General features: G+C 62.5%; 29 protein-coding genes. 15 read left to right on the forward strand and 14 right to left on the reverse strand.

Annotated features, from left to right (window positions below; genetic code table 11):
- Positions 1-304: 304 nt before the first annotated feature.
- Positions 305-973 (forward strand): Crp/Fnr family transcriptional regulator, encoded by a 669-nt coding sequence (locus tag UP09_RS34210; protein ID WP_044542823.1) that lies wholly within the window; start codon positions 305-307, stop codon positions 971-973.
- Between the two features lie 32 nt (positions 974-1,005).
- Positions 1,006-1,875, forward strand: coding sequence for a DUF6537 domain-containing protein (locus UP09_RS34215; RefSeq protein ID WP_082070422.1), 870 nt, complete (start codon positions 1,006-1,008; stop codon positions 1,873-1,875).
- Positions 1,876-1,955: 80 nt separating this feature from the next.
- Here UP09_RS34215 and UP09_RS34220 read toward each other — a convergent pair whose 3' ends face one another.
- Positions 1,956-2,177, reverse strand: a complete 222-nt coding sequence (locus UP09_RS34220) for a hypothetical protein (protein ID WP_044542824.1) — start codon at positions 2,175-2,177, stop codon at positions 1,956-1,958.
- A gap of 568 nt (positions 2,178-2,745) precedes the next feature.
- Between UP09_RS34220 and UP09_RS34225 the strand changes: the two genes are divergently transcribed.
- Positions 2,746-3,108, forward strand: a complete 363-nt coding sequence (locus UP09_RS34225; protein WP_044542825.1) for a PRC-barrel domain-containing protein — start codon at positions 2,746-2,748, stop codon at positions 3,106-3,108.
- A 333-nt stretch (positions 3,109-3,441) separates the two neighbouring features.
- Here the strand turns inward: UP09_RS34225 and UP09_RS34230 are convergent, their stop codons facing one another.
- The 6 genes from UP09_RS34230 to UP09_RS34255 form a co-directional block, all read right to left on the reverse strand.
- Positions 3,442-4,884, reverse strand: a complete 1,443-nt coding sequence (locus UP09_RS34230; protein ID WP_044542826.1) for an ImmA/IrrE family metallo-endopeptidase — start codon at positions 4,882-4,884, stop codon at positions 3,442-3,444.
- Positions 4,885-4,886: 2 nt separating this feature from the next.
- On the reverse strand, positions 4,887-5,291 hold the full coding sequence (locus UP09_RS34235) for a hypothetical protein (protein ID WP_156164925.1): 405 nt from the start codon (positions 5,289-5,291) through the stop codon (positions 4,887-4,889).
- Positions 5,292-5,439: 148 nt separating this feature from the next.
- Positions 5,440-5,913, reverse strand: coding sequence for an ArsI/CadI family heavy metal resistance metalloenzyme (locus UP09_RS34240; RefSeq protein ID WP_044542828.1), 474 nt, complete (start codon positions 5,911-5,913; stop codon positions 5,440-5,442).
- A 217-nt stretch (positions 5,914-6,130) separates the two neighbouring features.
- Positions 6,131-7,309 carry an MFS transporter gene (locus UP09_RS34245; RefSeq protein WP_044542829.1) on the reverse strand — a complete coding sequence of 393 codons (1,179 nt, stop codon included), beginning with the start codon at positions 7,307-7,309 and terminating at the stop codon, positions 6,131-6,133.
- The gene (locus UP09_RS34250; RefSeq protein WP_044542830.1) at positions 7,309-8,676 is read right to left on the reverse strand and encodes an NAD(P)-binding domain-containing protein; all 1,368 of its coding nucleotides are present in this window, start codon (positions 8,674-8,676) and stop codon (positions 7,309-7,311) included. The genes UP09_RS34245 and UP09_RS34250 overlap by 1 nt, the downstream gene beginning before the upstream one ends.
- Before the next feature lie 48 nt (positions 8,677-8,724).
- Complete coding sequence (locus UP09_RS34255) at positions 8,725-9,042, reverse strand: ArsR/SmtB family transcription factor (RefSeq protein WP_044543172.1); 318 nt, start codon at positions 9,040-9,042, stop codon at positions 8,725-8,727.
- Positions 9,043-9,166: 124 nt separating this feature from the next.
- Here UP09_RS34255 and UP09_RS34260 point away from each other — a divergent pair, with 124 nt between their 5' ends.
- Genes UP09_RS34260 through arsC form a run of 3 tightly spaced genes read left to right on the forward strand, consistent with a single transcriptional unit; the run spans position 9,167 to position 10,633 of the window.
- The gene (locus UP09_RS34260) at positions 9,167-9,529 is read left to right on the forward strand and encodes an ArsR/SmtB family transcription factor (protein WP_044542831.1); all 363 of its coding nucleotides are present in this window, start codon (positions 9,167-9,169) and stop codon (positions 9,527-9,529) included.
- A gap of 4 nt (positions 9,530-9,533) precedes the next feature.
- The gene (locus UP09_RS34265) at positions 9,534-10,235 is read left to right on the forward strand and encodes an aquaporin (protein WP_044542832.1); all 702 of its coding nucleotides are present in this window, start codon (positions 9,534-9,536) and stop codon (positions 10,233-10,235) included.
- Entirely contained in the window at positions 10,232-10,633 is a 402-nt protein-coding gene (gene arsC, locus UP09_RS34270; RefSeq protein ID WP_044542833.1) for an arsenate reductase (glutaredoxin), read from the forward strand. Before UP09_RS34265 ends, arsC begins: the two co-directional genes overlap by 4 nt.
- A 226-nt stretch (positions 10,634-10,859) precedes the next feature.
- Here the strand turns inward: arsC and UP09_RS34275 are convergent, their stop codons facing one another.
- A complete protein-coding gene (locus tag UP09_RS34275) occupies positions 10,860-12,260 on the reverse strand; it encodes a TAXI family TRAP transporter solute-binding subunit (RefSeq protein WP_044542834.1) in 1,401 nt (466 codons plus the stop codon).
- Positions 12,261-12,684: 424 nt separating this feature from the next.
- On the opposite strand from UP09_RS34275, the gene UP09_RS34280 reads away from it, so the two are divergent.
- On the forward strand, positions 12,685-13,038 hold the full coding sequence (locus tag UP09_RS34280; protein ID WP_197082802.1) for a DUF3307 domain-containing protein: 354 nt from the start codon (positions 12,685-12,687) through the stop codon (positions 13,036-13,038).
- A 184-nt stretch (positions 13,039-13,222) separates the two neighbouring features.
- A complete protein-coding gene (locus UP09_RS34285) occupies positions 13,223-13,636 on the forward strand; it encodes a hypothetical protein (RefSeq protein WP_044542836.1) in 414 nt (137 codons plus the stop codon).
- Between the two features lie 18 nt (positions 13,637-13,654).
- On the opposite strand, the gene UP09_RS34290 is transcribed toward UP09_RS34285, so the two are convergent.
- Together UP09_RS34290 and UP09_RS34295 are read right to left on the reverse strand one after the other, a co-directional pair.
- The gene (locus UP09_RS34290; RefSeq protein WP_044542837.1) at positions 13,655-13,972 is read right to left on the reverse strand and encodes a YkgJ family cysteine cluster protein; all 318 of its coding nucleotides are present in this window, start codon (positions 13,970-13,972) and stop codon (positions 13,655-13,657) included.
- 10 nt (positions 13,973-13,982) lie between these two features.
- A complete protein-coding gene (locus UP09_RS34295) occupies positions 13,983-14,681 on the reverse strand; it encodes a helix-turn-helix transcriptional regulator (protein ID WP_044542838.1) in 699 nt (232 codons plus the stop codon).
- 156 nt (positions 14,682-14,837) lie between these two features.
- Here UP09_RS34295 and UP09_RS34300 point away from each other — a divergent pair, with 156 nt between their 5' ends.
- Positions 14,838-15,083 carry a hypothetical protein gene (locus UP09_RS34300; protein WP_044542839.1) on the forward strand — a complete coding sequence of 82 codons (246 nt, stop codon included), beginning with the start codon at positions 14,838-14,840 and terminating at the stop codon, positions 15,081-15,083.
- Positions 15,084-15,148: 65 nt separating this feature from the next.
- Positions 15,149-15,877 (forward strand): glutathione S-transferase family protein, encoded by a 729-nt coding sequence (locus tag UP09_RS34305; RefSeq protein WP_044543173.1) that lies wholly within the window; start codon positions 15,149-15,151, stop codon positions 15,875-15,877.
- Here UP09_RS34305 and UP09_RS34310 read toward each other — a convergent pair.
- Positions 15,874-16,512, reverse strand: a complete 639-nt coding sequence (locus UP09_RS34310; RefSeq protein WP_044542840.1) for a pyridoxamine 5'-phosphate oxidase family protein — start codon at positions 16,510-16,512, stop codon at positions 15,874-15,876. The genes UP09_RS34305 and UP09_RS34310 overlap by 4 nt on opposite strands.
- A 117-nt stretch (positions 16,513-16,629) precedes the next feature.
- Between UP09_RS34310 and UP09_RS34315 the strand changes: the two genes are divergently transcribed.
- The gene (locus UP09_RS34315) at positions 16,630-17,523 is read left to right on the forward strand and encodes a LysR family transcriptional regulator (protein WP_044542841.1); all 894 of its coding nucleotides are present in this window, start codon (positions 16,630-16,632) and stop codon (positions 17,521-17,523) included.
- A gap of 47 nt (positions 17,524-17,570) precedes the next feature.
- On the opposite strand, the gene UP09_RS34320 is transcribed toward UP09_RS34315, so the two are convergent.
- The 3 genes from UP09_RS34320 to pobA form a co-directional block, all read right to left on the reverse strand.
- Entirely contained in the window at positions 17,571-17,936 is a 366-nt protein-coding gene (locus UP09_RS34320; protein ID WP_245302368.1) for a hypothetical protein, read from the reverse strand.
- Positions 17,937-18,353: 417 nt separating this feature from the next.
- A complete protein-coding gene (locus UP09_RS34325) occupies positions 18,354-18,797 on the reverse strand; it encodes a PaaI family thioesterase (RefSeq protein ID WP_044542843.1) in 444 nt (147 codons plus the stop codon).
- A gap of 269 nt (positions 18,798-19,066) precedes the next feature.
- Positions 19,067-20,236, reverse strand: a complete 1,170-nt coding sequence (gene pobA / locus UP09_RS34330) for a 4-hydroxybenzoate 3-monooxygenase (protein WP_044542844.1) — start codon at positions 20,234-20,236, stop codon at positions 19,067-19,069.
- Positions 20,237-20,520: 284 nt separating this feature from the next.
- On the opposite strand from pobA, the gene UP09_RS34335 reads away from it, so the two are divergent.
- The 4 genes from UP09_RS34335 to UP09_RS34350 all read left to right on the forward strand — a co-directional run bounded on the left by UP09_RS34335 (position 20,521) and on the right by UP09_RS34350 (position 24,032).
- A complete protein-coding gene (locus UP09_RS34335; RefSeq protein WP_044542845.1) occupies positions 20,521-21,543 on the forward strand; it encodes a TRAP transporter substrate-binding protein in 1,023 nt (340 codons plus the stop codon).
- A 202-nt stretch (positions 21,544-21,745) separates the two neighbouring features.
- Positions 21,746-22,255 carry a TRAP transporter small permease gene (locus UP09_RS34340; protein ID WP_044543174.1) on the forward strand — a complete coding sequence of 170 codons (510 nt, stop codon included), beginning with the start codon at positions 21,746-21,748 and terminating at the stop codon, positions 22,253-22,255.
- A gap of 6 nt (positions 22,256-22,261) precedes the next feature.
- Positions 22,262-23,566 (forward strand): TRAP transporter large permease, encoded by a 1,305-nt coding sequence (locus UP09_RS34345; RefSeq protein ID WP_044542846.1) that lies wholly within the window; start codon positions 22,262-22,264, stop codon positions 23,564-23,566.
- A gap of 4 nt (positions 23,567-23,570) precedes the next feature.
- The gene (locus UP09_RS34350) at positions 23,571-24,032 is read left to right on the forward strand and encodes a DUF3237 domain-containing protein (RefSeq protein ID WP_044542847.1); all 462 of its coding nucleotides are present in this window, start codon (positions 23,571-23,573) and stop codon (positions 24,030-24,032) included.
- Positions 24,033-24,396 lie beyond the last annotated feature (364 nt).

Genomic DNA, 24,396 nt, shown 5'->3' on the forward strand with positions numbered 1-24,396 from the left:
AACGGGACCCTGCGGGAGGCCGGGCCAGCGCCGTAACCTGCCCCGTCCCGGGTCAGGCCGTCAACGCACCCAGGTCAACGTACCCAAGTCAACCCACCCACGTCAGCGGCCGCAGCTGGTCTTCCGTCGGTTGGAATAAATGGCCCTGCAATCTGTCCTGATTTTGCGTCCGCAAATGTGAGAAATCAGACAAAGCGTCGCTTTTTCCCCGTATATCAGGGATGCGGTGGTGGACGCGACCTGGGCCGCACCGCAGCGACTAATAGACTGTTACATTCACTTCTTGAGAATTGGTTGGTTTCCGATGGATACCTCGCACCTCGCGGAGCACGCCGGCGCCGCCGGCAGTTTCTTTGCCTCGATCTTCGTGGTCGCCACGCTGTCGATGCGGACCATGATCCCGCTGCGCGTCTTCGCCATCCTGACCAACATCATCCTGATCGCGACCGCGGTCCCGACCCACAATTACGCGACGCTGATCCTGCATTCCGTGCTGCTGCCGATGAACACCTACCGCCTGCACCAGATGCTGCAGCTCGTCCGCAACGTGAAGAAATCCGTCAACAGCGACCTGTCGATGGATTGGCTCCGGCCATTTACGACGGAACGCAAATGCACCGCCGGCGAAGTGCTGTTCTACAAGGACGAGAAGGCCGACAGCATGTTTTACATCACCAGCGGCCGCTTCCGCCTGGTCGAATCCGGCATCGAGCTGCCGGTCGGCGCCATCGTCGGCGAATTCGGCATGCTGTCGCCGTCGAACACCCGGACCCAGACGCTGGAATGCGCGGAGAACGGCGTGGTGCTCTCGGTCACCTACGACCAGGTCGAGCAGCTTTACGTCCAGAACCCGGCGTTCGGCTTTTACTTCCTGCGTCTGGCCAGTGCCCGCCTGTTCCAGAACATCGCGACGCTCGAGCAGCGGCTGGCGCAGCACACCAACCCGCCGGTCGCGGAGCCGAAGCCCGCATGAGCCCCGATTCGATGAGCTCCGGAGGCGCCACCGTGTCAGACGATGACGGTCTGCTGGCTTCGCTCCGCTATCTGTTCGCCGACATCATCGGCGATGAAGATGACGGACCGCCATTGTTGCCCGACGCTTGCCCGGAGCACCTCGGACCGGTCGTGAGCGATGCGATCCAGCTGCTGATCACGTATCAGAGCGCCGGCTACGCCAGCCTCTATATCGACCGGCTCAAGCGCTTCGTCGGCCGGCGCGGCGTCGATGACGCGCTGCTCGCCGACATCGCGCGGCTGATGGCGCAGCGAATGGCCTATGAGGATGCGATCCGCATCGCGCAGCTCAAGCTCGGTGAAGTCAACGAGGCCGGCGGTGCCCTGGCGGCGCGCTCCGCCGACGACGTCAAGAAATTCCGCCTCGATGAGTTGATCGATGCCTTGCCGGCCGTGGTCGCCGATCCCGTGCTCGGTGCGCTCGACCGGCTCGGCTGGCTGCGCAAGAACGTCTCGATCCGCTTCAGCGCCAACAACCGCTTCAGCGTTCGCCGCTTGCGGATCGAGGCGGGGTTGAAGCGCTGGCGGCTGTTCTCGGTGCGCTATGCCAAGGAGCGCATCTGGGTCGAGCGCTGGCTGCACATGATCGACCGCAGCCTGACCAAGCAGCCGGCGGCGGCCATGGCGATCATCGAGACCGCGACCATGATCCAGGGCTACGGCGATCCCTACCGCCAGGGCATCGCGGACTGGCATGTCATCATCGACGCGCTCGCCAAGCCGGTCTTCGACGGCACACTGGCGCTGCCGGATCTCGCCGGCGCGATCGCCGAAGCGCGCGCCGCCATCATGCCCGATCCGCGGCAGTCGTCGCTGAAGCGCAAGATCGCCGAAATCCGCGCGCGGGTGCCGGCCGTTTAAATGGCGCTGGCTCTATCCCCGTCATCCCCGCGCAAAGGCGAAGCCTTTGCGCGGGGATGACGGAACTCGTTCGCTGCGATCTACCGCTCGTAGCGCGGCGGTTCGTCGAAGCCGCGACGGCTCGAATAGAACAGCAGGCCCATCAGGCCGACGCCGACCACGACCAGCGCGGCAACTCCGATCGTGAATACGACGATGCCATAGGTGGGCACCGGTGCGTCCGGCCGTATCACGCCTTCATAGGCGTAGCAGCCGACGGCGACCAGAAATGTCAGCAGGCCGATGCTGATTGCAATGCGCATGCGTATCTGCCTTTGCTGAAAGCCAAGATTCTGCCGAACAAGATTCTGCCGAAGACGAGCAAGCGCGGATTGCGGCGGTGAACCCGCCGCGGCAGTGACTTCGGCCAGCGCCTGCTGCCCAGCTTCTGTCAATTCGGCGAGCGTTGTCCTGCCGCTCCCGGCACATTTGACGATGTATCGGGCAACGCGCCTGCAGATGGCGTGTTCCTCGCCGTGAGGGGTTTGGCCGCAGACGTGGTCATCCCGCCTCCGATAGAAGGCCGATGTTGAGGCAGGTTCCCCGATGCCGTCGTTAGCCTATGGCATCCCGCTTCGATGAAATCGCGCAGGCAAATCGCGCAGGAACGATTCGTTGCGCCGCGCGTAACACCGATGCGTTCGCCGTTCGCCCCCCCGACAGCGGCGGACCACTCTGGTGACGGGCTCCGGCGGATTTTGTCGCCGGGGCCCGCTTGGCTTTTTGGGGCAGACAAATTCGTTCTCCGCCGAAGCGGCTGAGACCAAGCCGCAGGAACGATGCTCCTGCCCGGCTGTTGCAAGCATGCGACACGTTCAAGGGAGAATTCGCATGGCAATGGACGACAAGGAAATGGGGAATCTGATCGGCAGCGACAAAGTCGAGGGCACCGCAGTCTATGGCGGCGATGAGCGCAAGATCGGTTCGATCGAGCGGGTCATGATCGACAAGACGAGCGGGCGCGTGTCCTACGCCGTGCTCAGCTTTGGCGGAATCCTCGGTCTCGGCAACGACCATTACCCGCTGCCTTGGCAGTCGCTGAAATATGACACGCAGCTGGGCGGCTATGTTACCGGCGTGACCGAGGACCAGATTCGCGGCGCGCCGAAATACGGCACCGACGGCGATTGGAGTTGGTCTGATATCGCCAGGACGCGCACGGTGAACGATTATTACGGCGTGCCGCTGGTCTGATTGGCATTGGGCTGAATGATATAGGCGTAAAGCGCATCGCCGATCACAAAGTGTGGTGCCCCACGAAGGGCGGTCGCTCGACGCTGTAGGGACAACGGAAGCCGTGGCGGGATGATGTGGCGGCTCGAAGAGCATCAGGAACAGGCAGACGATGGCTTCTAAGCGACCAGATATATTCTGGCAGGCTACGTAATGCTGCGCTCGTCGTCCCGCACGGATGAAAGAAGGAGCACTACTGCGGCGAAGATACCTTATCGTATCGCACCTTTAGCGGCACTGGCTAATCGCGACGCTGTGGATACGGTATCGGTAGCGTTCTGCCGGTAGCGAGGCTTAGCGTTGCGGAACAAGCTGTTGAAGTGTCCTAGCGAGGAGTTCTCCTCCATAGGAGGAGCCGCCGTGCTCAAGCTGCCAAGCCGCGATGGATTGGCTCACATTGTGTTTTTGACAGAGCGTTCTGAGGACCTTGTTCAGCGCCTCTGGATCAAGCGGACGACCTTGAGCCGTCCAAACAGCGTCGGCTTCTTGCTCGGGCAACAAGAATTCGGCTGCAAAGGCATTTGCGCGCTGCTCGATCCGTAAGGACATGCGGCTGCCCAAAATATCCACCGCCGAGAGGGAATGCTCCGCATCGAGCAAGAGATGGCAGAGCTCGTGAGCCGCCGTTACTCGTGCAACGCCGTTTCTCCAAAAATTGAGAGGCATTCCCACGCGTCTGCTTGTCTTGTTGAGAAGAACACCAGGACCAAACTTCTCACCCCATACTGCAATCGCTTCAAGATCGGGTATCCGGAAGTCGATCGCTCGGACATCTACATTGTAGCGCTCAAGAACCGCAAATGGATCAACGCGCCGATGATCTGAGAGGTTGAGATGACGCCGGAGCCATTTCGCGACTTCGCTTCCCTGGACGTGAGGGCGCTTACTGTCGAGTTGGTTGGATACAAGAAAGGCAAGCGCAGCCAATTGGGCTTCGGCAAGTCTTGGGGCGTTTCGCTTCGTGCTGCTACGGATCGTTTCAACAACGGACTTTATCTGATGGATCGGAAGCGGCCCCGCCATTCGCGCAGCCATCCTCTGCTCATTGTTGTCGTTTGATGCTTCGTAAAACGAGGCGGGAGCCTCTAATATACTCTCTTCAATTAGAGCGGCCGCCGTCCTTTTATCGGTACCAATTGTAAAGGCTAGAAGCGTCGTCTTGTCGCTCTCGCCCCTGAGCTTCCACGCATCGACTAGCTTAGACCATTTTTCCTTGTTGGTTTGAAGCAACCGATCGGAAATGAAGTCACCAACATTCGACAAGGCCTTCACGGCGGCTTCGATGGGGACACGGAACTGCCGCTCGCGCGTGTCAATGAGCATGTCGCTTTGATCGCGCAAGAACCACAATGGTAACAGGCCTGTTACCCCGCCAAAAGCGTGTGTGAGGTTGTGAACGTCGATAAATGCCGCAAGGGCCTGCTGCTCACTTTCCACGCTCGAGCTTGGCATCGACGACCAGCGCCTTTCGGCGTCAGCCATAACGAATGAAGGTCTCTGAGGCTGAATAGCGATCGGATAGGTCTGTCTTAGGACGAGCGGTTTCCAGCACTCCGTGAGGTGTGCGAGAAGCTCGTCCGCGAACCAATGAAACTCGTTAGTGTCTTCACCGGAGACGGGCCACACAAAGCCGCCGTCGACAACCAATCCGATAGCGGCAAGAGTCGTAAAAGACTCTCCTTCCACGGAATCGATCCATCGGACTCTAAACTCAATAATAGGGACGGCGTCGCTCATCTTTAGCCTTGTACTGTGATGTAGTCCTTGACCCAACGATTAAACTCTTGCAGGCACGTCTTTTCGTTGGCTTTGACGCGAAGCTCATCAACTATCGCCTTGCTGAGCGTCCCTCGGTAAGGGAAGCCATGATAGGTCTGACCTGCATCACTGGTCCTAGCCTCATATATAGCGCCTTCGTGGACAGCATAAAGGTACTTTGCATACTCTGCCTCTCGATCTCCGTTTGGCGCTGCAACTGCCTCATTCAAGAGGGTTTCGCGCACCTGTTGAGACATGTTCGCAGGGCAGAGGCCCTCGATTCTCTTCGGATCGTTTGTATAAGTGCGGAACTCAGGTTTAGAGCCCCTTCCTTGATGCTTAAGGCGCTTCTCTCCTTTGTCATATTTCCGGGTCGGCAGTGCCACAATAGGCTCCATTCACTTGGCAATTCTGGGTAGAATTTGGCTAAAAATGCAATACCCATGAAGACTAGGGCCGCGTCGTAAGAAATGTGTATGTCGGCGAAGTATCACGTGCGGATGAGATCACGGAGTTGGCGGCGAGCGATGAGCGTCAGCAGCAGGCGCTTGGTGGCAGTACCGCTGCCTGCGGAGCACAGCACGCTGCTTCCTGCTTCTCCTGTGCGACCCGGGCGCGGTTCTCACCGGTGCCGTCGCCGTAGTCGGTGCTTTCGCCTGTGGTGTGGAAGGTCTCCCACGCGATCCCGGCCGGATCGTCGATCCAGGACTTTTCGGACTTGGCATAGCAACAGGTGGTCTGTCCCTGCTCGATGACCTCGCCGCCGGCCTGCCGCAGCCGTTCGTGGACCTCGTGCAATTCCTCGCCGGTCTCGACCTGGATGCCGAGGTGATCGAGCCCCGGTTGCCGTCCGCGTGTCGAGATGGCGAAATTCACCCGCGGGTCGTCGAGCATCCATTTCGCGTAATCGGGCTTCACGACCGACGGCTTGGCGGCGAACAGCGCCGAGTAGAAGCCGATCGAACGGGACAAGTCCGAAACGGAGACGTGAACATGCATGCGCTTCATGATGTGTCCTTTCGGGCGATCAGCTTGGCGTACTTTCGCGCAAGTTTGTACGCGGCAACGGGCCTTCAGGCAACGCGGCACTAGAGCGGGATGACTCTTCTTCGAATCGTCATCCCGCTCTATCTCTTTGTTTTGAGCATGATCTTTTCGGAAAACCGCTACACACTTTTCCGGATCATGCTCTAGCCGCACCACACATTCAGTGCCGCCCGCTGCATCACTCCGCAAGTACGGATTCAGATACGTGCTGCGTACGTGCTCGCGGCAACATGGCCAACGCGATCAGTGCAGCCAGACTGAGGCCCGCCGACACAACGACCACCATCCGGCCCATCGGCTCGATCAGCAGCCCGAAGGCCAATGGCGCAGCTGCCTGACAGATCCGGGACGGCGCCCCGATCAAGCCCAGCCTGTAGGCGTAGTTCTCGGGCCCAAAGAGTGCGAGCGGCAACGTGCCGCGCGCGATCGTCAGAATGCCGTTACCCGCGCCATGCAGCAGCGCAAACGCTGCAGCGGCGCCGCCGCCGACGACACCGATCACGCATGCACCGAGCGGGTGCGTCAGGCAGGCAAGCCGCGTCGAGAGCAGTGGATGGAAGCGGCTCAGCAAGCTCGCCTCGAGCACGCGGGCGGCGACCTGGGCGGGACCGATCATCATGCCGGCGAACACCGCCTGAGCAGGCGTCGCCCCAAATGTCTCGACGATGCGCGGGAGATGCGCCGCCATCGCCGACGTCACCGTCCAGGCGGCGGCGAATGCGAACGCGAGCAGCACCATGGTCCGGTCAAACGGAATGTGGGGCTTCACGACCGGCCCCTTGGCTGAGGTCGTCCGTACCGTCTTCGGCAGCAACAGATTGAGCGGCAGGCCGATCACGATGTGCGCTACCGCCCAGGCGTAGCAAGTCTCCCGCCAGCCGATCGTCTCGAGCCCGAGCGAACTCAACGGCCACCCGACGGTGCTGGCGAAGCCTGCGATCAAGGTGATGCCGGTGATCGATGCGCGTGCGTCGCTGCCGTAAATGCGGCCCAGGGCACCGAACGCCGCATCGTAGAGGCCGAGGCCCATGCCGATGCCGAGCAGCAACCACGCTGCCGACATCGTCCACACCGAGGCCGATGCACCGAGCAGCGCCAGACCCGCCGCCAGAATCAGATTCGAGGCGCAGAGAACCTGCCGGCCGCCGACGCGATCGATCTCACGGCCTACTCGGGGACCGAGCAGACCGGAGATCACAAGCGACACGGAGAAGGCCGCGAAGAACCAGTTGCTGGAAATTCCGAGGTCATGCGCGATCGGATCGGCCAGGATCGCCGGCAGATAGTAGCTCGATCCCCAAGCCAGCGTCTGTGAACTGCCCAGCGCGGCGACGACGACAAGCCGTCCCCGATCCATCAGGCGCAACCGCAGCCAGACTTGCCGGCCGACTTGGCCGACGCATCGTCGGCGCAGCAGGCCTCGACGCTGGCAGGGGCCGGCCCGCCGCAACAGCCGGATGACGCTCCGCCCTCTACGCCACCGCGCGTACAGACGCCCGTTTCCGGAAGTTCGAGCTCCACGCGCTCGGCTGCTTCCCTGTCGCCGGCGATGTCGGCGGCGATCGAGCGCACCTGTTCGTAGCCGGTGATCATGAGGAAGGTCGGCGCACGGCCGTACGATTTGATGCCGGCAAGGTAGAAACCCGGATCGTCCTGCACCAGTTCGCGCGCGCCGTGCGGACGCACGGTTCCGCAGGAGTGCTCGTTCGGATCGATCAGCGGCGCAAGCGCGACGGGCGCCTCGATTGCCGGATCGAGCCGAAGCCGGATTTCGCCTAGGAACGAGAGGTCCGGGCGGAAGCCGGTCGCGACCACCAGCTCATCGACGACGATGCTGCGTCCACAGCAGGCGGACGACGTCGCGATCCGCAGCCGGCCATCCGCCTGCGAGATGGCGGCGACCGGAAAGCCGGCTTCAACCCGGACCTTGCCGGATGCGACGAGGGAAGCGAAGTGAGCCCCGAGTTCGCCGCGGGCTGCCAGCTTGTCGTTGGCGCCGCCGCCGAAAGCCTTGGCGGGATCCGTTCCACGCAGCAGCCAGATCGGCTGCGTGCCATCCGCCTGCTGTGCCAATGTGGTCAGGTCCGTCAGCGTGCCGATCGCCGAGTGGCCAGCGCCTAGGACAGCCACGGTTTTGCCGGCGAAGCGGGCGCGGTCCCTCCCGAGGACGTCGGGCATGCCATACGACATCTGCGCCGCGGCCTCGCGCTCGCCGATCGCGGTCAGACCATTGGCGCCGGCGGGATTCGGCGAGGCCCACGTTCCGGAAGTATCGATCACCGCGTCGGCCCGCAGCGTCTCGGGGCCCTTGCCGTTCTGGTAACGAATCTCGAAAGGCGCCGCCTCGCGGCCCTTGGTCTTCGCTTTGTCGAAGCCCGCACGCCCGATGGCGGTGACGCGGCTCGATGTGCGGATGACGTCGCGCAGTGCAGTCTTGGTCGCGAGAGGTTCGATGTAACGCTCGAGCAGTTCGGCTCCAGTCGGATAGACTTGCGGGTCGGGAGAATTCCACCCCGTCGGCGCGAGCAGGCGGGCGGCGGCCTTGTCGACGTTGTATTCCCATGGCGAGAACAATTGCACGTGCTGCCATTGCCGCATGGAGTGACCGGCCTCCGGCCCCGCTTCCAGCACGATCGGCGTCATGCCGCGCTCCAGGACATGGGCTGCTGCGGCGAGGCCGACCGGCCCGGCACCGATGATGGCGACCTTTTTCGATGTGCTCATTGGCTCACTTCCCATTCTTCTAGAACATTCGAAATAAACGGCAGAAAATCAGGCTGCCGTCTGGGTTGGCGTGCATTCCTTTTCGTCGACGCAGCACTCCGCAACCAGAAAGTCCACCAAGCCTTGCATCGTGTCGTATTCTGCGTGACAGACCAGCGTCGTACCCTCGCGGACCTGCGAGATCAGCCCGACGGCGACGAGTCCCTTGACGTGATGCGACAGGGTCGACGCTGGAATCTTCAGCCGTTCCTGCAAGCGGCCGACGGGCATGCCGGCGCGGCCGGCACGCACGAGCGTCCGGTAGATTTTCAGGCGCGTTGGATTGCCCAGTGCTTCGAGGCGGGCTGCCGCGTCATCGATTTTCATGAAGACGAGGTTGAACCGCTCTCCGACCGATGTCAACCGTATTTCTAGAATATTCGAAATATGAAAGGGCGCTTCATTGCGAATCCGGATTGACAGGCATCAATATATCTATACTTCGGGATATATGGAAATAGAAGCTGCCCTGCTGGCTCTCGCCGCCCTTTCCCAATCGACCCGTCTGGAGGCTTTCCGGGCGCTGGTCAGACATGAGCCCAATGGCCTTGCTGCCGGCGACCTGGCCCGGCTGTTGGAAGTCCCGCAGAACACGCTTTCGGCGCATCTGTCCATCGTGACCCGTGCGCGGCTGGTGACCTCGGAGCGGCATAGCCGCTCGATCCTCTATCGGGCCAATCTCGAGGAATTTCGTGATGTCGTGGTTTTCCTGTTGCGGGACTGCTGCGGCGGGAAGCCGGAGATTTGCGCCCCGGTTGTCGAGATCCTGCAGTCTTGCTGCGCGCCGAGGCGAAAGGAGCGAAGCCGTGCCTGATCACTTGGACGCGTTCGACCTTTCCCGGCGTCTGGCGGCGGAAGCTCTCGGGACCGGCATCCTTGTCGCCACCGTGGTCGGCTCCGGCATCATGGCCGAGACGTTGACCAAGGACGTCGCGCTCGCGCTGCTTTGCAACACGCTGCCGACGGGCGCGATCCTCGTCGTCCTGATCACGGTGCTGGGGCCGATTTCAGGCGCGCATTTCAATCCTGCGGTGACGCTGGTCTTCACCGGCAAGCGCGAGCTCCCCGTGAACGAAGCCGCGTTCTACGTGATCGCGCAAATCGGTGGCGGCGCCATCGGCACCCTGGTGGCCCATCTGATGTTCGCGCATCCCTTGATCGATCTCTCGATGAAGGTGCGGACCGGCGGAGCCCAGTGGTTCGCGGAGGCGGTAGCCGCGTTCGGTCTGGTCGTCACCATACTCGCCGGCATTCGCTTCCAGCGTGCGGCCGTTCCCTGGCTGGTGGGCCTCTACATCACCGCAGCATATTGGTTCACAGCATCGACCTCTTTCGCCAACCCGGCCGTCGCGATCGCGCGGTCGCTGACGAACACGTTTTCGGGCATCCGGCCCGCCGACTTGCCCGGTTTCATCGTCGCAGAACTCTGTGGAGCGTTCGCCGGCATGCTGTTGATGAACTGGCTGCTGGGCCGTCATGAGGTGCGCGGCCCGGTCGCTATCGCGGAGACACATTCATGAGCGTCACGATCTATCATAATCCTGGCTGCGGGACGTCGCGGAATACGCTTGCGATGATCCGGCAGAGTGGTGTCGAGCCCACCGTCATCGAATATCTCAAGACGCCTCCGTCGCGTGACACATTAAAGGAGTTGATCGCCTCGATGGCAATTCCGGTGCGCGACCTGCTGCGCCAGAAGGGCACCCCTTATGCGGAGCTGGGTCTCGCCGATCCGAAGCGGACTGACGAAGAGCTGCTCGATACCATGATGGCGCATCCCATTCTCATCAACCGTCCCATCGTGGTTACGCCGAAGGGCGTACGTCTGTGCCGGCCCTCGGAGGCCGTCATCGACTTACTGGACAATCCGATCGGGCGGTTCGTGAAAGAAGACGGTGAAGTGGTCGCGCCTCGTTAAGCGCGCGGACGCGGCATGCTCATCGCGCCGCGATGAATGCTGATGTATATGACTCCTAGGCCGTTCAATAAACTCACTGTCGTCCCGGGCTTGACCCGGGACCCATAACCACCAATGCGAATTGCTTTACGACGCTGGGGCCGCGATCCCTACGACAACAAAGCCCTGTGGTTACGGGTCCCTGCTTTCGCAGGGACGACGGTGGCATATGCCGCGCGACCGTCGGTCACCCGCTCGCGGCCTTCACCACCACCACATTGTCCTCCAGCTGCTGCGGGTGGCGCTTGAGATGATCGCGGCGCAGCGCGATCTCGTCGCGGACCAGCTCGTAGCCGAGCTTGAAGGTGTCGAGCCCGTCACTGCTGATGGTGCCGTCCCGCAAGCCGATCACCGCGTGGCGCAGGATCGTCTCGAGTTCGTCCTGCAGCTCGTCGAGATGGTCGATGCACATGGCGTGCTCCATCCGCTCGCCGACGTCGAGGATCCGGATCGCCAGCTCGCTGGCCTTTTCCGGCGCGACGCGGGTGATCTTGGTGTAGATCGCGGCGAAGATCGAACCGATGACGCTGAGCGCGCCGGCGCCGAGATACATCATGTCGCTGTAGCGATCCATGAACGACTTGGTGTCGTCGTTGATGTATTGGGCGGCGCCGGGATGGGCGATGATGAAGGCGTCCTTGTCGGTCGCCGCCGGCTCGATCTTGGAGGCGAAGCCGTCGTCGAGCGCGAGCTCGGCCTTGTTCTCGTAAACGACGCGCGCGAGCTCGGACGCCGTGGACGTCGACACCTGCGACTGCGCGACCAGAAGCCATTCCAGGCCGATGGTGTCGACATCGTCGTCGGGAATCGCCGGCGAGGACGACAGCATGCCGGTCGAGACCGTCTCCTCGGAGATCGCCGGAAATTTGCGGGCGAGCGCCTTGGCCGAATCGATCGCGTTCAACGTGAAGCCGCCGCCATGCTTGGCGAACTGTTCGTAGGTCTTGTCCTTCATGATCGTCGAGGTGTGCTCGATGGCAACGACCGCGGAGAAACCCGACGCGAACAGTTTGTCGAACGGGGTGTTCGGCGGTGCCTGCTGCACCCGCTGTGCCGCATCGGGACTGTCGGAAATCTCGAGCGCGCTGCGGACGAAGTTGACGCTGTTCTCGCTGTAGCCGACCACCGCAATCTTCTTCTTCTTGAGGTCGGACAGCGACTTGATCTTCTTGCCGCCGGGGCTGAGCACCAGCACCACGTCATGCTCGAGGATCGCGATCGTGCGGGCGCGCGGCGGCACTTTGGCGTCGGTACGCAGGATCGCAAGACCGGCGTCGCGCCGGTCGAACTGCGCCAGCGCCTTGGCATTATCGGGATTGGGCACGATCTTGAGCCGCAATCGCGACGAATTGGCCTTCAGCACGGCCTTGAGCTTGGCGGCGAACCTGGCCTCGGGGCCATTGGCATCGCCGACCGCGAACACCAGCGTCTCCGAATTGCGCAGCCAGACCCGGCCGCCCCACACGGTGGCGGCGCTCAGGATCAGCGTCAGGATCGAGAAGATGATGATCTGCGCACGATTGCTCTTGACAACCCTGGCGCGAGGCGGCGGCAGGGCCGGCATAGGCGTGGGGGCTTCGGCGCTCATGGCTCATCACCCGTCCGGGGAAGACTCGTGCCGCTTCTCAACTGGCGGCGGCATGCCCGGTGAATTGGTAAATCACTATAAAAGAAAGAAAATTTCGCGCGCCGTCGATGATATGCCTCCCGGCGCGGAATGCAAACCGGCACCCCGCCGTAACCTTAACCCGTCGGGGTCGCGCCGCGATGCCACATGACGATCGCCACTATCGCCGCCGGGACACATCATGTGATTTTCGCTCCACCCACAGGTGCATTCCGCCGCCGGAGGTGTCATAAATGCGACACGCTTTGGAATTGTCCGGGTTTGAGAAATTGTGCTGACGGTCTGACCCAGATTTCTTGCGATCACTTTCATCCCATTAAGGGGCGTCAGCTTGTTGTTTCCCTCGATGTCATCGTCGGTGTTGGTTGGTGCCCTGGTCGGATGGATGCTGCTTCTGACGGCGAAGCACATCATCGCCGACTTCATGCTGCAGAGCGCCTGGATGGCGATCGGCAAGGACCAGAAGACCGGCTGGGGAATGCCGCTGCTTGCGCATTGCCTGGTGCATCTTGCGGTCGCACTGGTACTGATCCTGGTCGTCGCGCCACGCTTCTGGTACGTCGCCTTCGTTGATTTCGTCATCCATATCATCATCGACCGCTGCAAGGGAATCTGCGCCTCGCGCTTCGGCGTGACGCTAGAGTCCGGGCATCCCTGGTTCTGGACCCTGATCGGGGTCGACCAGGCGCTGCACCATCTCACCGGCTTCGCCCTGTCGATCTACATGGCCGCCAACTGAGCGGTTCCCGCTCGATCTCCCCAGGTTAGCTCTCCAACGTCGCGCCGGCTTGAATCCGCCGTTCGCGGCGCGCGGATGTGATTCGTATGCAACGGGCAAGGGGCCTCGGTGACGACCGGGGGCCGTGGTTAACCTTTCGTTAGAGGATTGCGCGGCATCTTCGCAATCGAAGGGGGATTTGCAAATGTTTTCAAGCCGTGACGCGTACGAGAACGATGCCTGCCCGGTCGGCGACGATATGCTCGGCCAGATGTATCGCGCCAATCCGAACGGCCTGTCGCTTCTGGTCGCCAACGTCTCACCCGACGCAAGGGCGATGCTGGCGCTGTTCTGTTATCGCCGCAGTCATTTGCACTCACTTGCGCTCGCGATTGCTTCAAGCTGCAACGAGCGCGATCTGATCAATATCGGCGGACGGGTCGGCTCGACCCTTTATGCGCTGTCGCGCGAACCGGCACGCGCCGCCGCGGTGTCACACGGCAACCGCAAGCCGATCACATTGTCGACCAAGCCGCTGTCGACCTTTGCGCCTGTTGTCGATGATGATCTCGACGACGAAGATTTTACCGACACTGTGACGGCCCAAGCCGGAGCCTGATCCGGTCACCTCGCGCCTTCAGATGACCGGCAGCCCGTGCCGTCGCCGCGCCATTGCGCATTCCGCATCGCCGGGCATGCAGGTCCGGCATACCTCCGGCCGCACCGCATAGACATCGCAGCACGTCTTGACCCCGATCTGGCCTGACAGCGCCGCACAGCGGTCGCCGTCGCACCGCATGCCGGATAGCCGCGCGTTGACGAACTTTGCCGGGATCAGCTCGAGCTGGGCGTCGTCCTCGATCGTGAAGCGCGGCCAGTTCTCCGAATAGCTGCAGCAGGCCCCGCAGGACTGGCAGGGGCTCTCGCCGGTGGCTCCGAAGTTCTCAGCTTCCATCACGTATCCTTCAGGTATCCTTGGGCGCTTCCCAGACCAGGCTGCGCCGCCAGCGCGCCCTGAGCAGGTCGCGCCGCTCCGGATATTTCTCGTCGTGGTAGAGCGCGGTGACGACGCGGTCGGTGCGGAAGCTGCGGAAATCCTTGCGCAACTCGCACCAGGCCGCGAGCAGCCGCACCGCCTCGTGATAGCCGACCGCGATCGGCCAGATCGTGCGCTCGCTATCGCGACCATGCTCGTCGCGGTAGTTCAGCGTGATCTTCTTGCCTTCATGGATATGGCTGCGCGTCCTGACCATGTCGATCCTGTCAGGCTCCCGGTTCCAGGCCGACCGGGCGCGGCTGGCCGGCTCGAGCACGAACGGCCGCAGGCGGTCGGGCACGGTATCGGCGATCTTGGCCATCAGGTCTTCGGCGGCGCGCGCCAGCGCCGGATCGGCGTGGCCGACCACCCATTGCGCGCCGAGCACGCAGGCCTCGATCTCGTCGGGTGTCAGCATCAAGGGCGGCAGGTCGAATCCCTTCTCCAGGATATAGCCCATGCCGGCTTCGCCGCGGATCGGCACCCGCTGCTCGATCAGGGTCGCGATGTCGCGGTAGATCGTGCGCTTCGAGGTCTCGAGCTCGGCCGCGATCGCATCCGCGGTCAGCGGTTTGCGGGTGCGGCGGAGCACCTGGATGATCTGAAACAGCCGGTCGGCACGTCGCATGGTGATTCTCTTGGCAAATCTCTTGAGCCGTCTTTGGCTCTGCTTTGGCCCGTCTCGTCGTCGCTTTTTCGCGTCTCGCCGCGTTGCTGCTGACAGCATGTTGGCAGCAGGTGGGGGCTATAGCAGGACAACACCTCAAGTGAAGGGAATTTGTCCATGACCAATCTTGACGAACTCGGTTTCCGGCAGGCGCAGAGCTTCGCGCTGGAACAAATGCTTACGGTCTACTCCACCTCCGGCGACCTGCGCTGGGCCCTGATTGCGCTGATGGCACGATCGGTCTCCGCAGCCTGGTCGTTTGGGCGGGCGCGGGTGGTGAAACGTATCAGCGAGGCGGTCCGCCGCCTCGCACCCGCAAGCCCGCTCCAAAGCCCGATCGGCCGTGAATGCCACTACTGCTGACACCATGGTGGCAGCAGGGGGGCGCTAGCCTCAATCCACGGTAACAGGCAATCGGGAGCAGCATGATGATTACGCTTTTTGGCTTTGGCACGGGCTTCGGTCTGCCGGAAATCAGCCCGTTCGTGACCAAGACCGAGGTTCAGCTCAAGATGGCCGGGCTTGCCTACGTCAAGGAAAAGGCGATGCCGCCGGCCTCTCCCAAGGGCCAGCTGCCGTTTATCTCTGACGACGGCGAGACGATCGCCGATTCGACCTTCATCCGCGCCCATATCGAGGGCAAATACGGCTTCGATTTTGACGCGCCGCTGAGCCTGCAGGCCCGCGCCCAGGCCTGGGCGTTCGAGCGCATGATCGAGCATCACGTCTACTGGGCGCTGGTCGGCGCACGCTGGGTCGACGACACCAATTTTGCCAAGGGGCCGGCGCATTTCTTCGATGGCGCTCCCGATCACATGCGCGACAAGATGCGCGAGGATGCCCAGTTCCGCGTCGCCGAGAATTATCTGTTGAGCGGCCTCGGTCGCCACGGGCCCGACGATGACGTCGATCTCGCCATCCGCTCGCTGTTCGCGCTCTCGGTGCAACTGGGCGACAAGCCCTATCTGATGGGCGATACCCCCTGCGGCACCGACGCCACGGCGTTCGGCGCACTTGCCGGGATCCTGACGCCGTACTTCTCGTCGCCGCTACGCGAGCGCGCCGAGACGTTCGACAATCTCAGCGCCTATGTCGACCGGATGATGCTGCAATATTACCCTGAATTCGCCTGGGTGCAGCAGCAACAGGCGGCCTAATCAGCTGTCGCGGCCGCAGCCGGCTGGCCCTTCAATGCGGCCAACTCGGCTTCGAGTTCGGCGATGCGCTGGTCGCGTGAGGCGAGCGCGGTCGACACATCGGCCGCGTCGAACTTCTGCGGAATATGCTGCGGGCAGTTGATGTCCCATGCCGTCACCTTGAACACGATCGCCTGCTCGGGGCGTGCGCGATAGCCTTGCGGCATCAGCGACCGCGTCAACGCGGGATCGTCCTCCACCACGCGCGCCTCGCCCCAGATCTTGATGCGTTGGCGGTACGCATAGTTCATCACGAAAATATGGGCCTTCGGATTCTCGGACAGATTGCCCTGGGTGATGAATTGCCGGTTGCCGGCGTAGTCGGCGAACGCGATCGTTTGCTTGTCGAGGATCTTGATGAACCCCTTCGGCCCGCCGCGATGCTGGATGTAGGGCTGGCCGTCGGCGCTAGCGGTCGCGAAATAGAAGCTGTTGGTGTTCGTAAGGAACGCGGTCAGATTCTCGTCGATCTCCGTCCGCCAGCCGCCCTGCGCCTCGACCTCGGCATAGGTCTCACGCGACCCCTTGCGGATCTGGATCTGCTTCACCGCCGGGGTAAATCCGACATCGCTGGGATAGCTTTTTACATCCGACATCTGAGCCTCCGTCCTGGGCGACAAAACGCTCGTCCTTGAACGCTAAGATGGGTATTCCCGGATTGTAGGCAATCTTGTCGATTGACACTTCACTATTGCCGATTATGCAATGGTGACATGGATCGCCTGGACGCCATGCAGGCCTTTGTCGCCGTCGCCGACCTCGAGGGCTTTGCCCCCGCGGCGCGCAAGCTCGGCCTGTCGCCATCAGCCGTCACCCGGCTGATCGCGGCGCTGGAGGAGCGGCTCGGCGCGCGGCTGCTGCAGCGGACCACCCGGCAGGTGACGCTGACCGACGCCGGCTCGCGCTATCTGGAACGGGCGCGCCGGATCCTCGCCGATGTCACCGAGGCCGAGGATGCGGTCGAGAGCGAACGGACCCGCCCCGAAGGCCGGCTGGTGATCTCGGCCCCGTTCGGTTTCGGCCGGCTGCATGTCAGCCCGGTCGTCTCGGCCTATCTGAAGCGCTATCCTGATGTCGGCGTCGATCTGCGGCTATCGGACCGCAGGATCAACCTGGTCGAGGACGGCGTCGACCTCGCGGTCCGGATCGGGCATCTGCCGGACTCGACGCTGGTGGCGCGTCATGTCGGCGAAATGCGCCGGATCGTGGTGGCGTCATCCGGCTATCTCAAGCGCCGCGGCGAGCCGAAGCGGCCGGCGGACCTCGCGACCCATGACACGATCCAGTTCGGCGCCATGACCGCCGCGCCGGATTGGCGTTTCGTCGAGGATGGACGCGAGGTCCGCATCGCCCCTTCGCCGCGCTTCACCAGCAACAGCTCGGATGCGGCCATCCAGTATGCCGAGCAGGACGGCGGGTTGACCCAGTTGATGGCCTACCAGGCTGCCGAATCACTTAAAGCGCAGCGGGTCCAAATCGTGCTTGCGGAGTTCGAGCGGCCGGCGGTGCCGATCCACGTCGTCTATCCGACGACGCGGCTGCTGTCGGCCAAGGTGCGGACCTTCATCGATCTCGTGACCGAGATCACCGACTGGCATTTCGGCTAGATCTTCCCAACCGAAGGCCTGCGCGCGCAAGGCAGATCAGTTGCCGCTCAATTGGCGTCCTTGTTCAATTCGATGGCGACCTGCGAGAGCCACGAGCCCGGCGCGTTCATCACGAACGACTGGTGGTTGCCCTTGGTCTTGATCGTCACCAACGCGGCAACGGTCTCGCCCTCGATTCGCGCCTCGATCACCCCGTCGGAATTGGTCCCCGAGATATTGCCGCCCTGCCGGTACTCGTGCTCGAACCAGTTACCCGAGAGCTGCGTTCCGTTCTGCTCGATGTTGGCCGATAACGACATCTTGTAGGCATCGCTCGCACATCGGAGATCCAGGCTGATCGCCTTGTCCGGCTTCGTGACGTTGTACGCGACCTTGCAGCGGACCCTTTCCCAGGCTCCATCTTTGGGCTTCATCGAGCCGGATCCGGACCATCCGCCCTCCAGATTGTCGAAACTTGTTGCCGCATATGACACGCCCAAGGTCATCAGCGCGAAACACGCCGCGGCGCTTCGCTTGAGCCAAAGTCTCCAAGACATTCAGTTGATCTCCGAACCGCAATACGGCGAGCTTACCCGCGCCAGGTCGCCGGGATGTGGCGAACATGTTAAGAGATGTTGCAGATTTTGGCTTTCTGTTGACCGCAGCAAGGCGCGTCCTGCGCAGGCAGGGCCGGGCCCTCGTGGATATCGATGCGCGTGTCGGGCGGCTGGCCCGAATCCGCTCGAGAGAACCCCAGAGCGTTTTCAAGCGAAGTGGGTCCCGGTTCGCGTGAAGAAAACGCGTCAAAACAAGAATCTAGAGCCCCGTTCCGATTCCATCGGAACGGGGCTCTAGCCGACAGGCTCCTTTTTCGGCACCACGCGGAACGTGCCGCTGGAGCGCGCGATCGTGACGTCGTCGGCCTTGATCATGCACTGTGCGAAGCAGATCGTGCTGCCGGTCTTGATCACGTCGCCCTCGACCGCGAGCCATTGCCCGACCTTGGCGCTGCCGACGAAATCGACCGCCAGCGAGATGGTCACGAACGAGGTGGTCCAGCCGGTCGCCTGCGCGCAGCTGTAACCCATCGCGGCGTCGGCGAGCGCTGCGATCAGCCCGCCATGGATCAGGCCGCGGCTGTTGGTATGGGGCCTCGCCAGCCGCAGGCCGACGCTGACGCCTTTGTCGGTCTTCTTCGAGTAAAGTGGTTCCCAGGGATCGGTGAGCGGGCTCTTGCGGAAATGCGGCTCGTAGCCTTGAGGGATGTCGGCGACGGTTGATGGTTCGACGGTCATGTGAAGCTCGCGTGCTGGCGTTTGGTTTGTCGCCATTGAACGCGATGTCGCTGACGGCTGCACCGCCTACAAAGTTTTAAACGGGATTTGCGTGGGTGTTTGAAAAGCGGTCGCGCTCTCACACCGGTACGCTCTTGATCCCGTCATGCCGAGGAGCGCGGAACGCGCGTCTCGAAGCACGAGGGCCCGTCTGTGGCCGTGCATCCTTCGAGGCTCGCCGAAGACGGCGAGCACCTCAGGATGACGGGGTGGGCTTCAGTGACCGGCCCCTAAAGCGGCAACCCCACATAATTTTCCGACAGCGAGGTCTGCGCCGCCTGCGAGCTCACCAGATAATCCAGCTCGGCGATCTGGATGCGGGCGGCGAAGTCGCCTTCGTCGGGGAATTTGTGCAGCATCGAGGTCATCCACCACGAGAACCGCACCGCCTTCCAGACCCGCGCCAGCGCCTTGGCTGAATAGCCATCGAGGCCAGCGGAGGATTTCTCGTCGTAATATTCGCGCAGCGCATGCGACAGATAGTGCACGTCGCTGGCGGCAAGGTTGAGGCCCTTGGCGCCGGTCGGCGGTACGATGTGCGAGGCATCGCCGGCGAGGAACATCCGGCCGAACCGCATCGGCTCGGCGACGAAGCTGCGTAAGGGAGCGATGCTCTTCTCGATCGAGGGACCGGTGACAAGTTCGTCCGCCGCCTTCTGGTCGAGCCGGCGCTTCAGTTCGTCCCAGAACCGCTCGTCCGGCCACTGGTCGACATGGTCGTCGAGCGGGCACTGCACGTAATAGCGGCTGCGGTGGGACGAGCGCATGGTGCAGAGCGCAAAGCCGCGTTCGTGGTTGTTGTAGATCAGCTCGGGCGACACCGGCGGCGTCTCCGAAAGAATACCGAGCCAGCCGAACGGGTAGACCCGCTCATAGCTCGTGATCGCCTGTGACGGCACGCTGGCGCGGCTGACGCCGTGAAAACCGTCGCAGCCGGCGATGAAATCGCAAGTAATCTCGTGGGTCACGCCGTCCTTGACGTAGCTGACGCGCGGATGGTCGGTGTCGAAATCATGCGGCTTGACGTCGCTGGCCGAATAGATCGAGGTCAGGCCGGCCGCCTTGCGGGCGTTCATCAGGTCGAGCGTGACCTCGGTCTGGCCATAGATCGTCACCGTCTTGCCGGTTGCGGCATGCATGTCGATGCGGTGCCGCGCGCCGCCGAACGCCAGCTCGACGCCGTGATGGACCAGGCCCTCCTGATGCAGGCGGCTGCCGGCGCCCACCTTGTCGAGCAGGCCCACCGTGCCCTCTTCAAGAAGCCCGGCGCGGATCCGGCCCAGCACATAGTCCGGGGTCTGCCGCTCCACGATGACGTTGTCTACGCCGAAAGTATGAAGTAGTTGCCCAAGCAACAGTCCGGCCGGACCTGCGCCTATGATTGCTACTTTTGTCCGCAATACCTGCTCCTCCCGATACGGTAAGCTCGACCACGGGCCCGCTGCCCGCGGGCGGCGGTCGTGAACTTGCCATGGCAACTATATCATATAACAGTCTTGGCAAGGTGCGTTTGCGCGGGGAAATGTGTTCGCCGCAATGCAAGATGTCGCAGCGGCCGGATTTGGCGGGTGCGACCGAGCGTCCGAAGAGTGGATTCCGTCTTGATCGGGCGTGCAAATTAGATAACATGTTAATTAACGAGACCGGGCGGAAAGCCCGCCGTCATGGAGAGGGAGGAGATGCGATGAGGAAACTAGTGTTGGCGCTGCTCGTGGCGGCCAGCGTCACGCCTGCCGTCACGCCCGCCTTGGCGCAGGACAAGACCGTCAATCTCAAAGTCTCGTTGTGGGTGCCGCCGGCGCATCCGCTGGTGCCGGCGACGCAGGCCTGGGCCGCCGACATCGAGAAGGCGTCGGGCGGCACCATCAAGGTCTCGGTGTTCCCGTCCGAGCAGCTCGGCAAGGCGTTCGACCATTACGACATGGCGCGCGACGGCATCGCCGACGTCACCTATGTCAATCCCGGCTATCAGCCCGGCCGCTTCCCGATCGCGGCCGCGGGCCAGCTTCCGTTCACCTTCTCCGACGGCAAGAAGGGCACGCTGGCGCTGAACGAATGGTACCACAAATACGCACCCACCGAGATGAAGGACACCAAGCTGTGCTTCGCCTTCATCCACGATCCGGGCGCGCTGCACGGCAAGAAGAAGATCCTGCTGCCGAGCGACCTCTCCGGCGTGAAGGTGCGCCCCGCCCAGAGCACGATCGGCGAAATGGTGAAGATGTTCGGCGGCGTCAACATCCAGGCCTCGGCGCCGGAATCGCGCGACGCGATCGAGCGCGGCACGGCCGACGAGATCACCTTTCCCTGGGGCTCGATCTTCCTGTTCGGCATCGACAAGGTGGTGAAGTACCACATGGACGTGCCGCTCTACACGACGGTGTTCACCTACAACATCAACCTCGACAAATATAATTCGATGTCGGACGCCCAGAAGAAGGTGATCGACGACCATTGCACGCCGGAATGGGCCTCGAAGGTCACCGACCCCTGGACCGATTTCGAGGCCAATGGCCGCGTCAAGATGAAGGCACTGGAAGGCCACGAGGTCTATCCGCTGACCGCAGACCAGCTGGCCGAGTGGAAGAAGGCGACGAAGCCGCTGCATGACAGCTGGGAAGCGGCGGTGAAGAAAGCCGGCGGTGACGCCGAAAAGATCGACGCCGATCTGCAGGCCACGCTGAAGAAGTATGAGGCGGGGATTTGACCCCGTCATTCCGGGGCGCGCGCGAGCGCGAACTATGATGTGCTATGCACATCTGAGAATCTCGCGCCGCAACCTCTGGATTCCGGGTTCGCTCGCGTCGCGAGCGCCCCGGAATGACAGTTCCTGACAACGGTCATTCTGCATCATGACTGCCAATTCTGAAGTTTCTCAAGACGGCGTCATCACCGGCCCGCCCGGGCCGGTGCGCAAGAATGTGATGGACCGCTTCATCGATTCCATCGAATGGATCGCGGCGTTCTTCGTCGGCATTGTCGCGCTCAACACCTTCGTCGCGGTGGTCATGCGAAAATTCTTCGCGGTGACAATTCCCGACTATTACAATATCGGCCAGTTCCTGCTCGGCATCCTGATCTTCTGGGGCATCGCGGCGACCAGCTATCGCGGCACCCACATCACGGTCGATTTGGTCTGGGCCAATGCCACGCCGCGCCATCAGCGCTGGATCGATATCTTCGCGACGCTGGTGCTGCTGTTCGTGGTGACGGTGCAGACCTACACGCTGATCGACAAGGTGATCGACACCAGGAACAGCCACATCGTCACCATGGATCTCGGCATACCTGTCTGGCCGTTCTTCCTGGTGTCGTGGATCGGCGACGTCTCCGCGGTGCTGCTGATCGCGATTCGCACCTGGCGGCTGATCTTCCATCCGGAAGACATTCATGACGCCAAGATCAAGACCGCGGAGTAGCCGGCAATGAGCAACGAAGCTGTTGCCGTCATCGGCTTTGTCAGCCTGTTCGGGCTGATGCTGCTGCGCGTGCCGGTCGGCATGGCGATGGGCCTCGTCGGCATCACCGGCTTCGGCTATCTCACCGGTTTTGCGCCGGCGCTGAAGCTGATCGGCCAGACCACCATGCGCACGGTGACCGACTATTCGTTCGGCGTGATCCCGATGTTCCTCTTGATGGGCGCCTTCGTGTCGGTGTCCGGCATCAGCCGCGAGCTGTTCCGCGCCGCCAACACCTTCGTCGGCCACTGGAAGGGCGGGCTCGGTATCGCGACGATCGCGGCCTGCGGCGGCTTCGCCGCGATCTCAGGCTCCTCGGTTGCGACCGCCGCGACATTCTCCGCGGTGGCCTATCCCGAGATGCGCCGCTTCGGCTATCCGCAATCCTTCTCCGCCGGCGTGATCGCGGTCGGCGGCACGCTGGGGGCAATGCTGCCGCCGTCGACCGTGCTCGCGGTCTACGGCATCATCACCCAGCAGGACATCGGCAAGCTGTTCATCGCCGGGATCGTGCCTGGCCTGCTCGCGATCGCCATGCACATGATCACGATCGGCATCATCGGCGTGGTGCGGCCCGGCTTCCTGCCTGCCGGCCCGAAAGCATCGTGGCATGACCGTCTGGTCGCGTTGCGCGACGTCTGGTCACCGCTGCTGCTGTTTTTGTTCGTGATCGGCGGCCTCTATGGCGGCTTCTTCATCCCGACCGAAGCCGGCGCCGTGGGCGCCGTCGGTGCCTTCCTCATCGGCATCGTCAGAGGCAAGCTGACCAAAGACGGCATCCTGCAATCGCTGCTGCAGGCGACGCGCACGGCGGCGGCCGTGTTCACGGTTTTGATCGGCGCGCTCTGCTTCGGCTATTTCCTCACCATCACCCAGACACCGCAAAACGTCACCGCGTTCCTGACCGGTCTCGGCATCGGCCCCTATGGGGTGCTGGCGCTGATCCTGCTGATGTATTTGGTGCTCGGCTGCCTGATGGACGCGATGGCGATGGTGATCCTCACCGTGCCGATCGTGTTCCCGGTCGTCACCGCGCTCGGCTTCGATCCGATCTGGTTCGGCATCATCATCGTCATGACGGTTGAGCTCGGCCTGATCCATCCGCCGGTCGGCATGAACGTGTTCGTGATCAAGAGCGTGATCAAGGACGTCAACATGTCGACGATCTTTGTCGGCGTGCTGCCCTTCGTGATCACCGACCTGATCCGGCTGGTGATCCTGATCCTGTTCCCGCTGCTCGCGACCTGGCTGCCGCAACGCATGATTGGTTAAACCCATGACGCCCGAGATCAAGACCGAATACGCCTTCACGATCACAGCAAAAATCGCGGACGTGACATCGGCCGGCGACATCGGCAGCGGCGTCCGCCGCATCATCCCGATCGTCGGCGGTGAGGTGAGGGGCGAGAAGGTCAACGGCAAGGTGCTCGGCTTCGGCGCCGACTTCCAGATCATCCGTCCCAACGAGCTGATCGAGCTGGAAGCCAGATATGCCTTCGAGACCGACGACGGCGCCGTGGTCTATGTCGAAAACAGGGGCATCCGCTTCGGGCCGGTCGATCTGCTTGAGAAGCTGAAGCGCGGCGAACCGGTCGACCCGAAACTGATCTATTTCCGCACCGTGCCGAGATTCGAAACCGGCGCCGAGAAATACCGCTGGCTGATGCAGCACATCTTCATCGCCTCCGCCGCCCGCCACGCCGACCGCGTCGTGATCGACGTGCACCAGGTGTTGTGAGCAGCAATCATCGCGGCTCCAACTCCGCTCACGGCTGTCATCGCCCGCGAAAGCGGGCGACCCAGTACGCCGCGACCCATCGGCTCAAGCACGGCTGCGTCTGGAATACTGGATCACCCATATGCGTAGGTGATGACACCGTGAGTGGGTTTCCCGCTTCGCGCACCACAAACTCACTGTCGTCCTGGCGAAAAGCCAGGACCCATTACCCCAAATGCCGGTTGCTACGCGCCGCTGGGGCCACGGTCCCTCTCACAACAAATGTCGGTGGTTATGGATCCTGGCTTTCGCCAGGACGACGATGGGGGACACCGCGGGCTCGACTCCATCACCGTCATTGCGGGGAGCCCCCATATTGACTCCG

The sequence above is a fragment of the Bradyrhizobium sp. LTSP885 genome (genome assembly GCF_000938305.1).
Taxonomy (GTDB): Bacteria; Pseudomonadota; Alphaproteobacteria; order Rhizobiales; family Xanthobacteraceae; genus Bradyrhizobium.

What these genes read in the sequence shown, in the direction of transcription:
- UP09_RS34210 (WP_044542823.1), top strand. Translation starts at nt 305, where the DNA reads ATGGATACCTCGCACCTCGCGGAGCACGCCGGCGCCGCCGGCAGTTTC.
- UP09_RS34220 (WP_044542824.1), bottom strand. Translation starts at nt 2,177, where the DNA reads ATGCGCATTGCAATCAGCATCGGCCTGCTGACATTTCTGGTCGCCGTC.
- UP09_RS34225 (WP_044542825.1), top strand. Translation starts at nt 2,746, where the DNA reads ATGGCAATGGACGACAAGGAAATGGGGAATCTGATCGGCAGCGACAAA.
- UP09_RS34230 (WP_044542826.1), bottom strand. Translation starts at nt 4,884, where the DNA reads ATGAGCGACGCCGTCCCTATTATTGAGTTTAGAGTCCGATGGATCGAT.
- UP09_RS34240 (WP_044542828.1), bottom strand. Translation starts at nt 5,913, where the DNA reads ATGAAGCGCATGCATGTTCACGTCTCCGTTTCGGACTTGTCCCGTTCG.
- UP09_RS34245 (WP_044542829.1), bottom strand. Translation starts at nt 7,309, where the DNA reads ATGGATCGGGGACGGCTTGTCGTCGTCGCCGCGCTGGGCAGTTCACAG.
- UP09_RS34250 (WP_044542830.1), bottom strand. Translation starts at nt 8,676, where the DNA reads ATGAGCACATCGAAAAAGGTCGCCATCATCGGTGCCGGGCCGGTCGGC.
- UP09_RS34255 (WP_044543172.1), bottom strand. Translation starts at nt 9,042, where the DNA reads ATGAAAATCGATGACGCGGCAGCCCGCCTCGAAGCACTGGGCAATCCA.
- UP09_RS34260 (WP_044542831.1), top strand. Translation starts at nt 9,167, where the DNA reads ATGGAAATAGAAGCTGCCCTGCTGGCTCTCGCCGCCCTTTCCCAATCG.
- arsC (WP_044542833.1), top strand. Translation starts at nt 10,232, where the DNA reads ATGAGCGTCACGATCTATCATAATCCTGGCTGCGGGACGTCGCGGAAT.
- UP09_RS34275 (WP_044542834.1), bottom strand. Translation starts at nt 12,260, where the DNA reads ATGAGCGCCGAAGCCCCCACGCCTATGCCGGCCCTGCCGCCGCCTCGC.
- UP09_RS34280 (WP_197082802.1), top strand. Translation starts at nt 12,685, where the DNA reads ATGCTGCTTCTGACGGCGAAGCACATCATCGCCGACTTCATGCTGCAG.
- UP09_RS34285 (WP_044542836.1), top strand. Translation starts at nt 13,223, where the DNA reads ATGTTTTCAAGCCGTGACGCGTACGAGAACGATGCCTGCCCGGTCGGC.
- UP09_RS34290 (WP_044542837.1), bottom strand. Translation starts at nt 13,972, where the DNA reads ATGGAAGCTGAGAACTTCGGAGCCACCGGCGAGAGCCCCTGCCAGTCC.
- UP09_RS34295 (WP_044542838.1), bottom strand. Translation starts at nt 14,681, where the DNA reads ATGCGACGTGCCGACCGGCTGTTTCAGATCATCCAGGTGCTCCGCCGC.
- UP09_RS34300 (WP_044542839.1), top strand. Translation starts at nt 14,838, where the DNA reads ATGACCAATCTTGACGAACTCGGTTTCCGGCAGGCGCAGAGCTTCGCG.
- UP09_RS34305 (WP_044543173.1), top strand. Translation starts at nt 15,149, where the DNA reads ATGATTACGCTTTTTGGCTTTGGCACGGGCTTCGGTCTGCCGGAAATC.
- UP09_RS34310 (WP_044542840.1), bottom strand. Translation starts at nt 16,512, where the DNA reads ATGTCGGATGTAAAAAGCTATCCCAGCGATGTCGGATTTACCCCGGCG.
- UP09_RS34315 (WP_044542841.1), top strand. Translation starts at nt 16,630, where the DNA reads ATGGATCGCCTGGACGCCATGCAGGCCTTTGTCGCCGTCGCCGACCTC.
- UP09_RS34320 (WP_245302368.1), bottom strand. Translation starts at nt 17,936, where the DNA reads ATGAAGCCCAAAGATGGAGCCTGGGAAAGGGTCCGCTGCAAGGTCGCG.
- UP09_RS34325 (WP_044542843.1), bottom strand. Translation starts at nt 18,797, where the DNA reads ATGACCGTCGAACCATCAACCGTCGCCGACATCCCTCAAGGCTACGAG.
- UP09_RS34335 (WP_044542845.1), top strand. Translation starts at nt 20,521, where the DNA reads ATGAGGAAACTAGTGTTGGCGCTGCTCGTGGCGGCCAGCGTCACGCCT.
- UP09_RS34345 (WP_044542846.1), top strand. Translation starts at nt 22,262, where the DNA reads ATGAGCAACGAAGCTGTTGCCGTCATCGGCTTTGTCAGCCTGTTCGGG.
- UP09_RS34350 (WP_044542847.1), top strand. Translation starts at nt 23,571, where the DNA reads ATGACGCCCGAGATCAAGACCGAATACGCCTTCACGATCACAGCAAAA.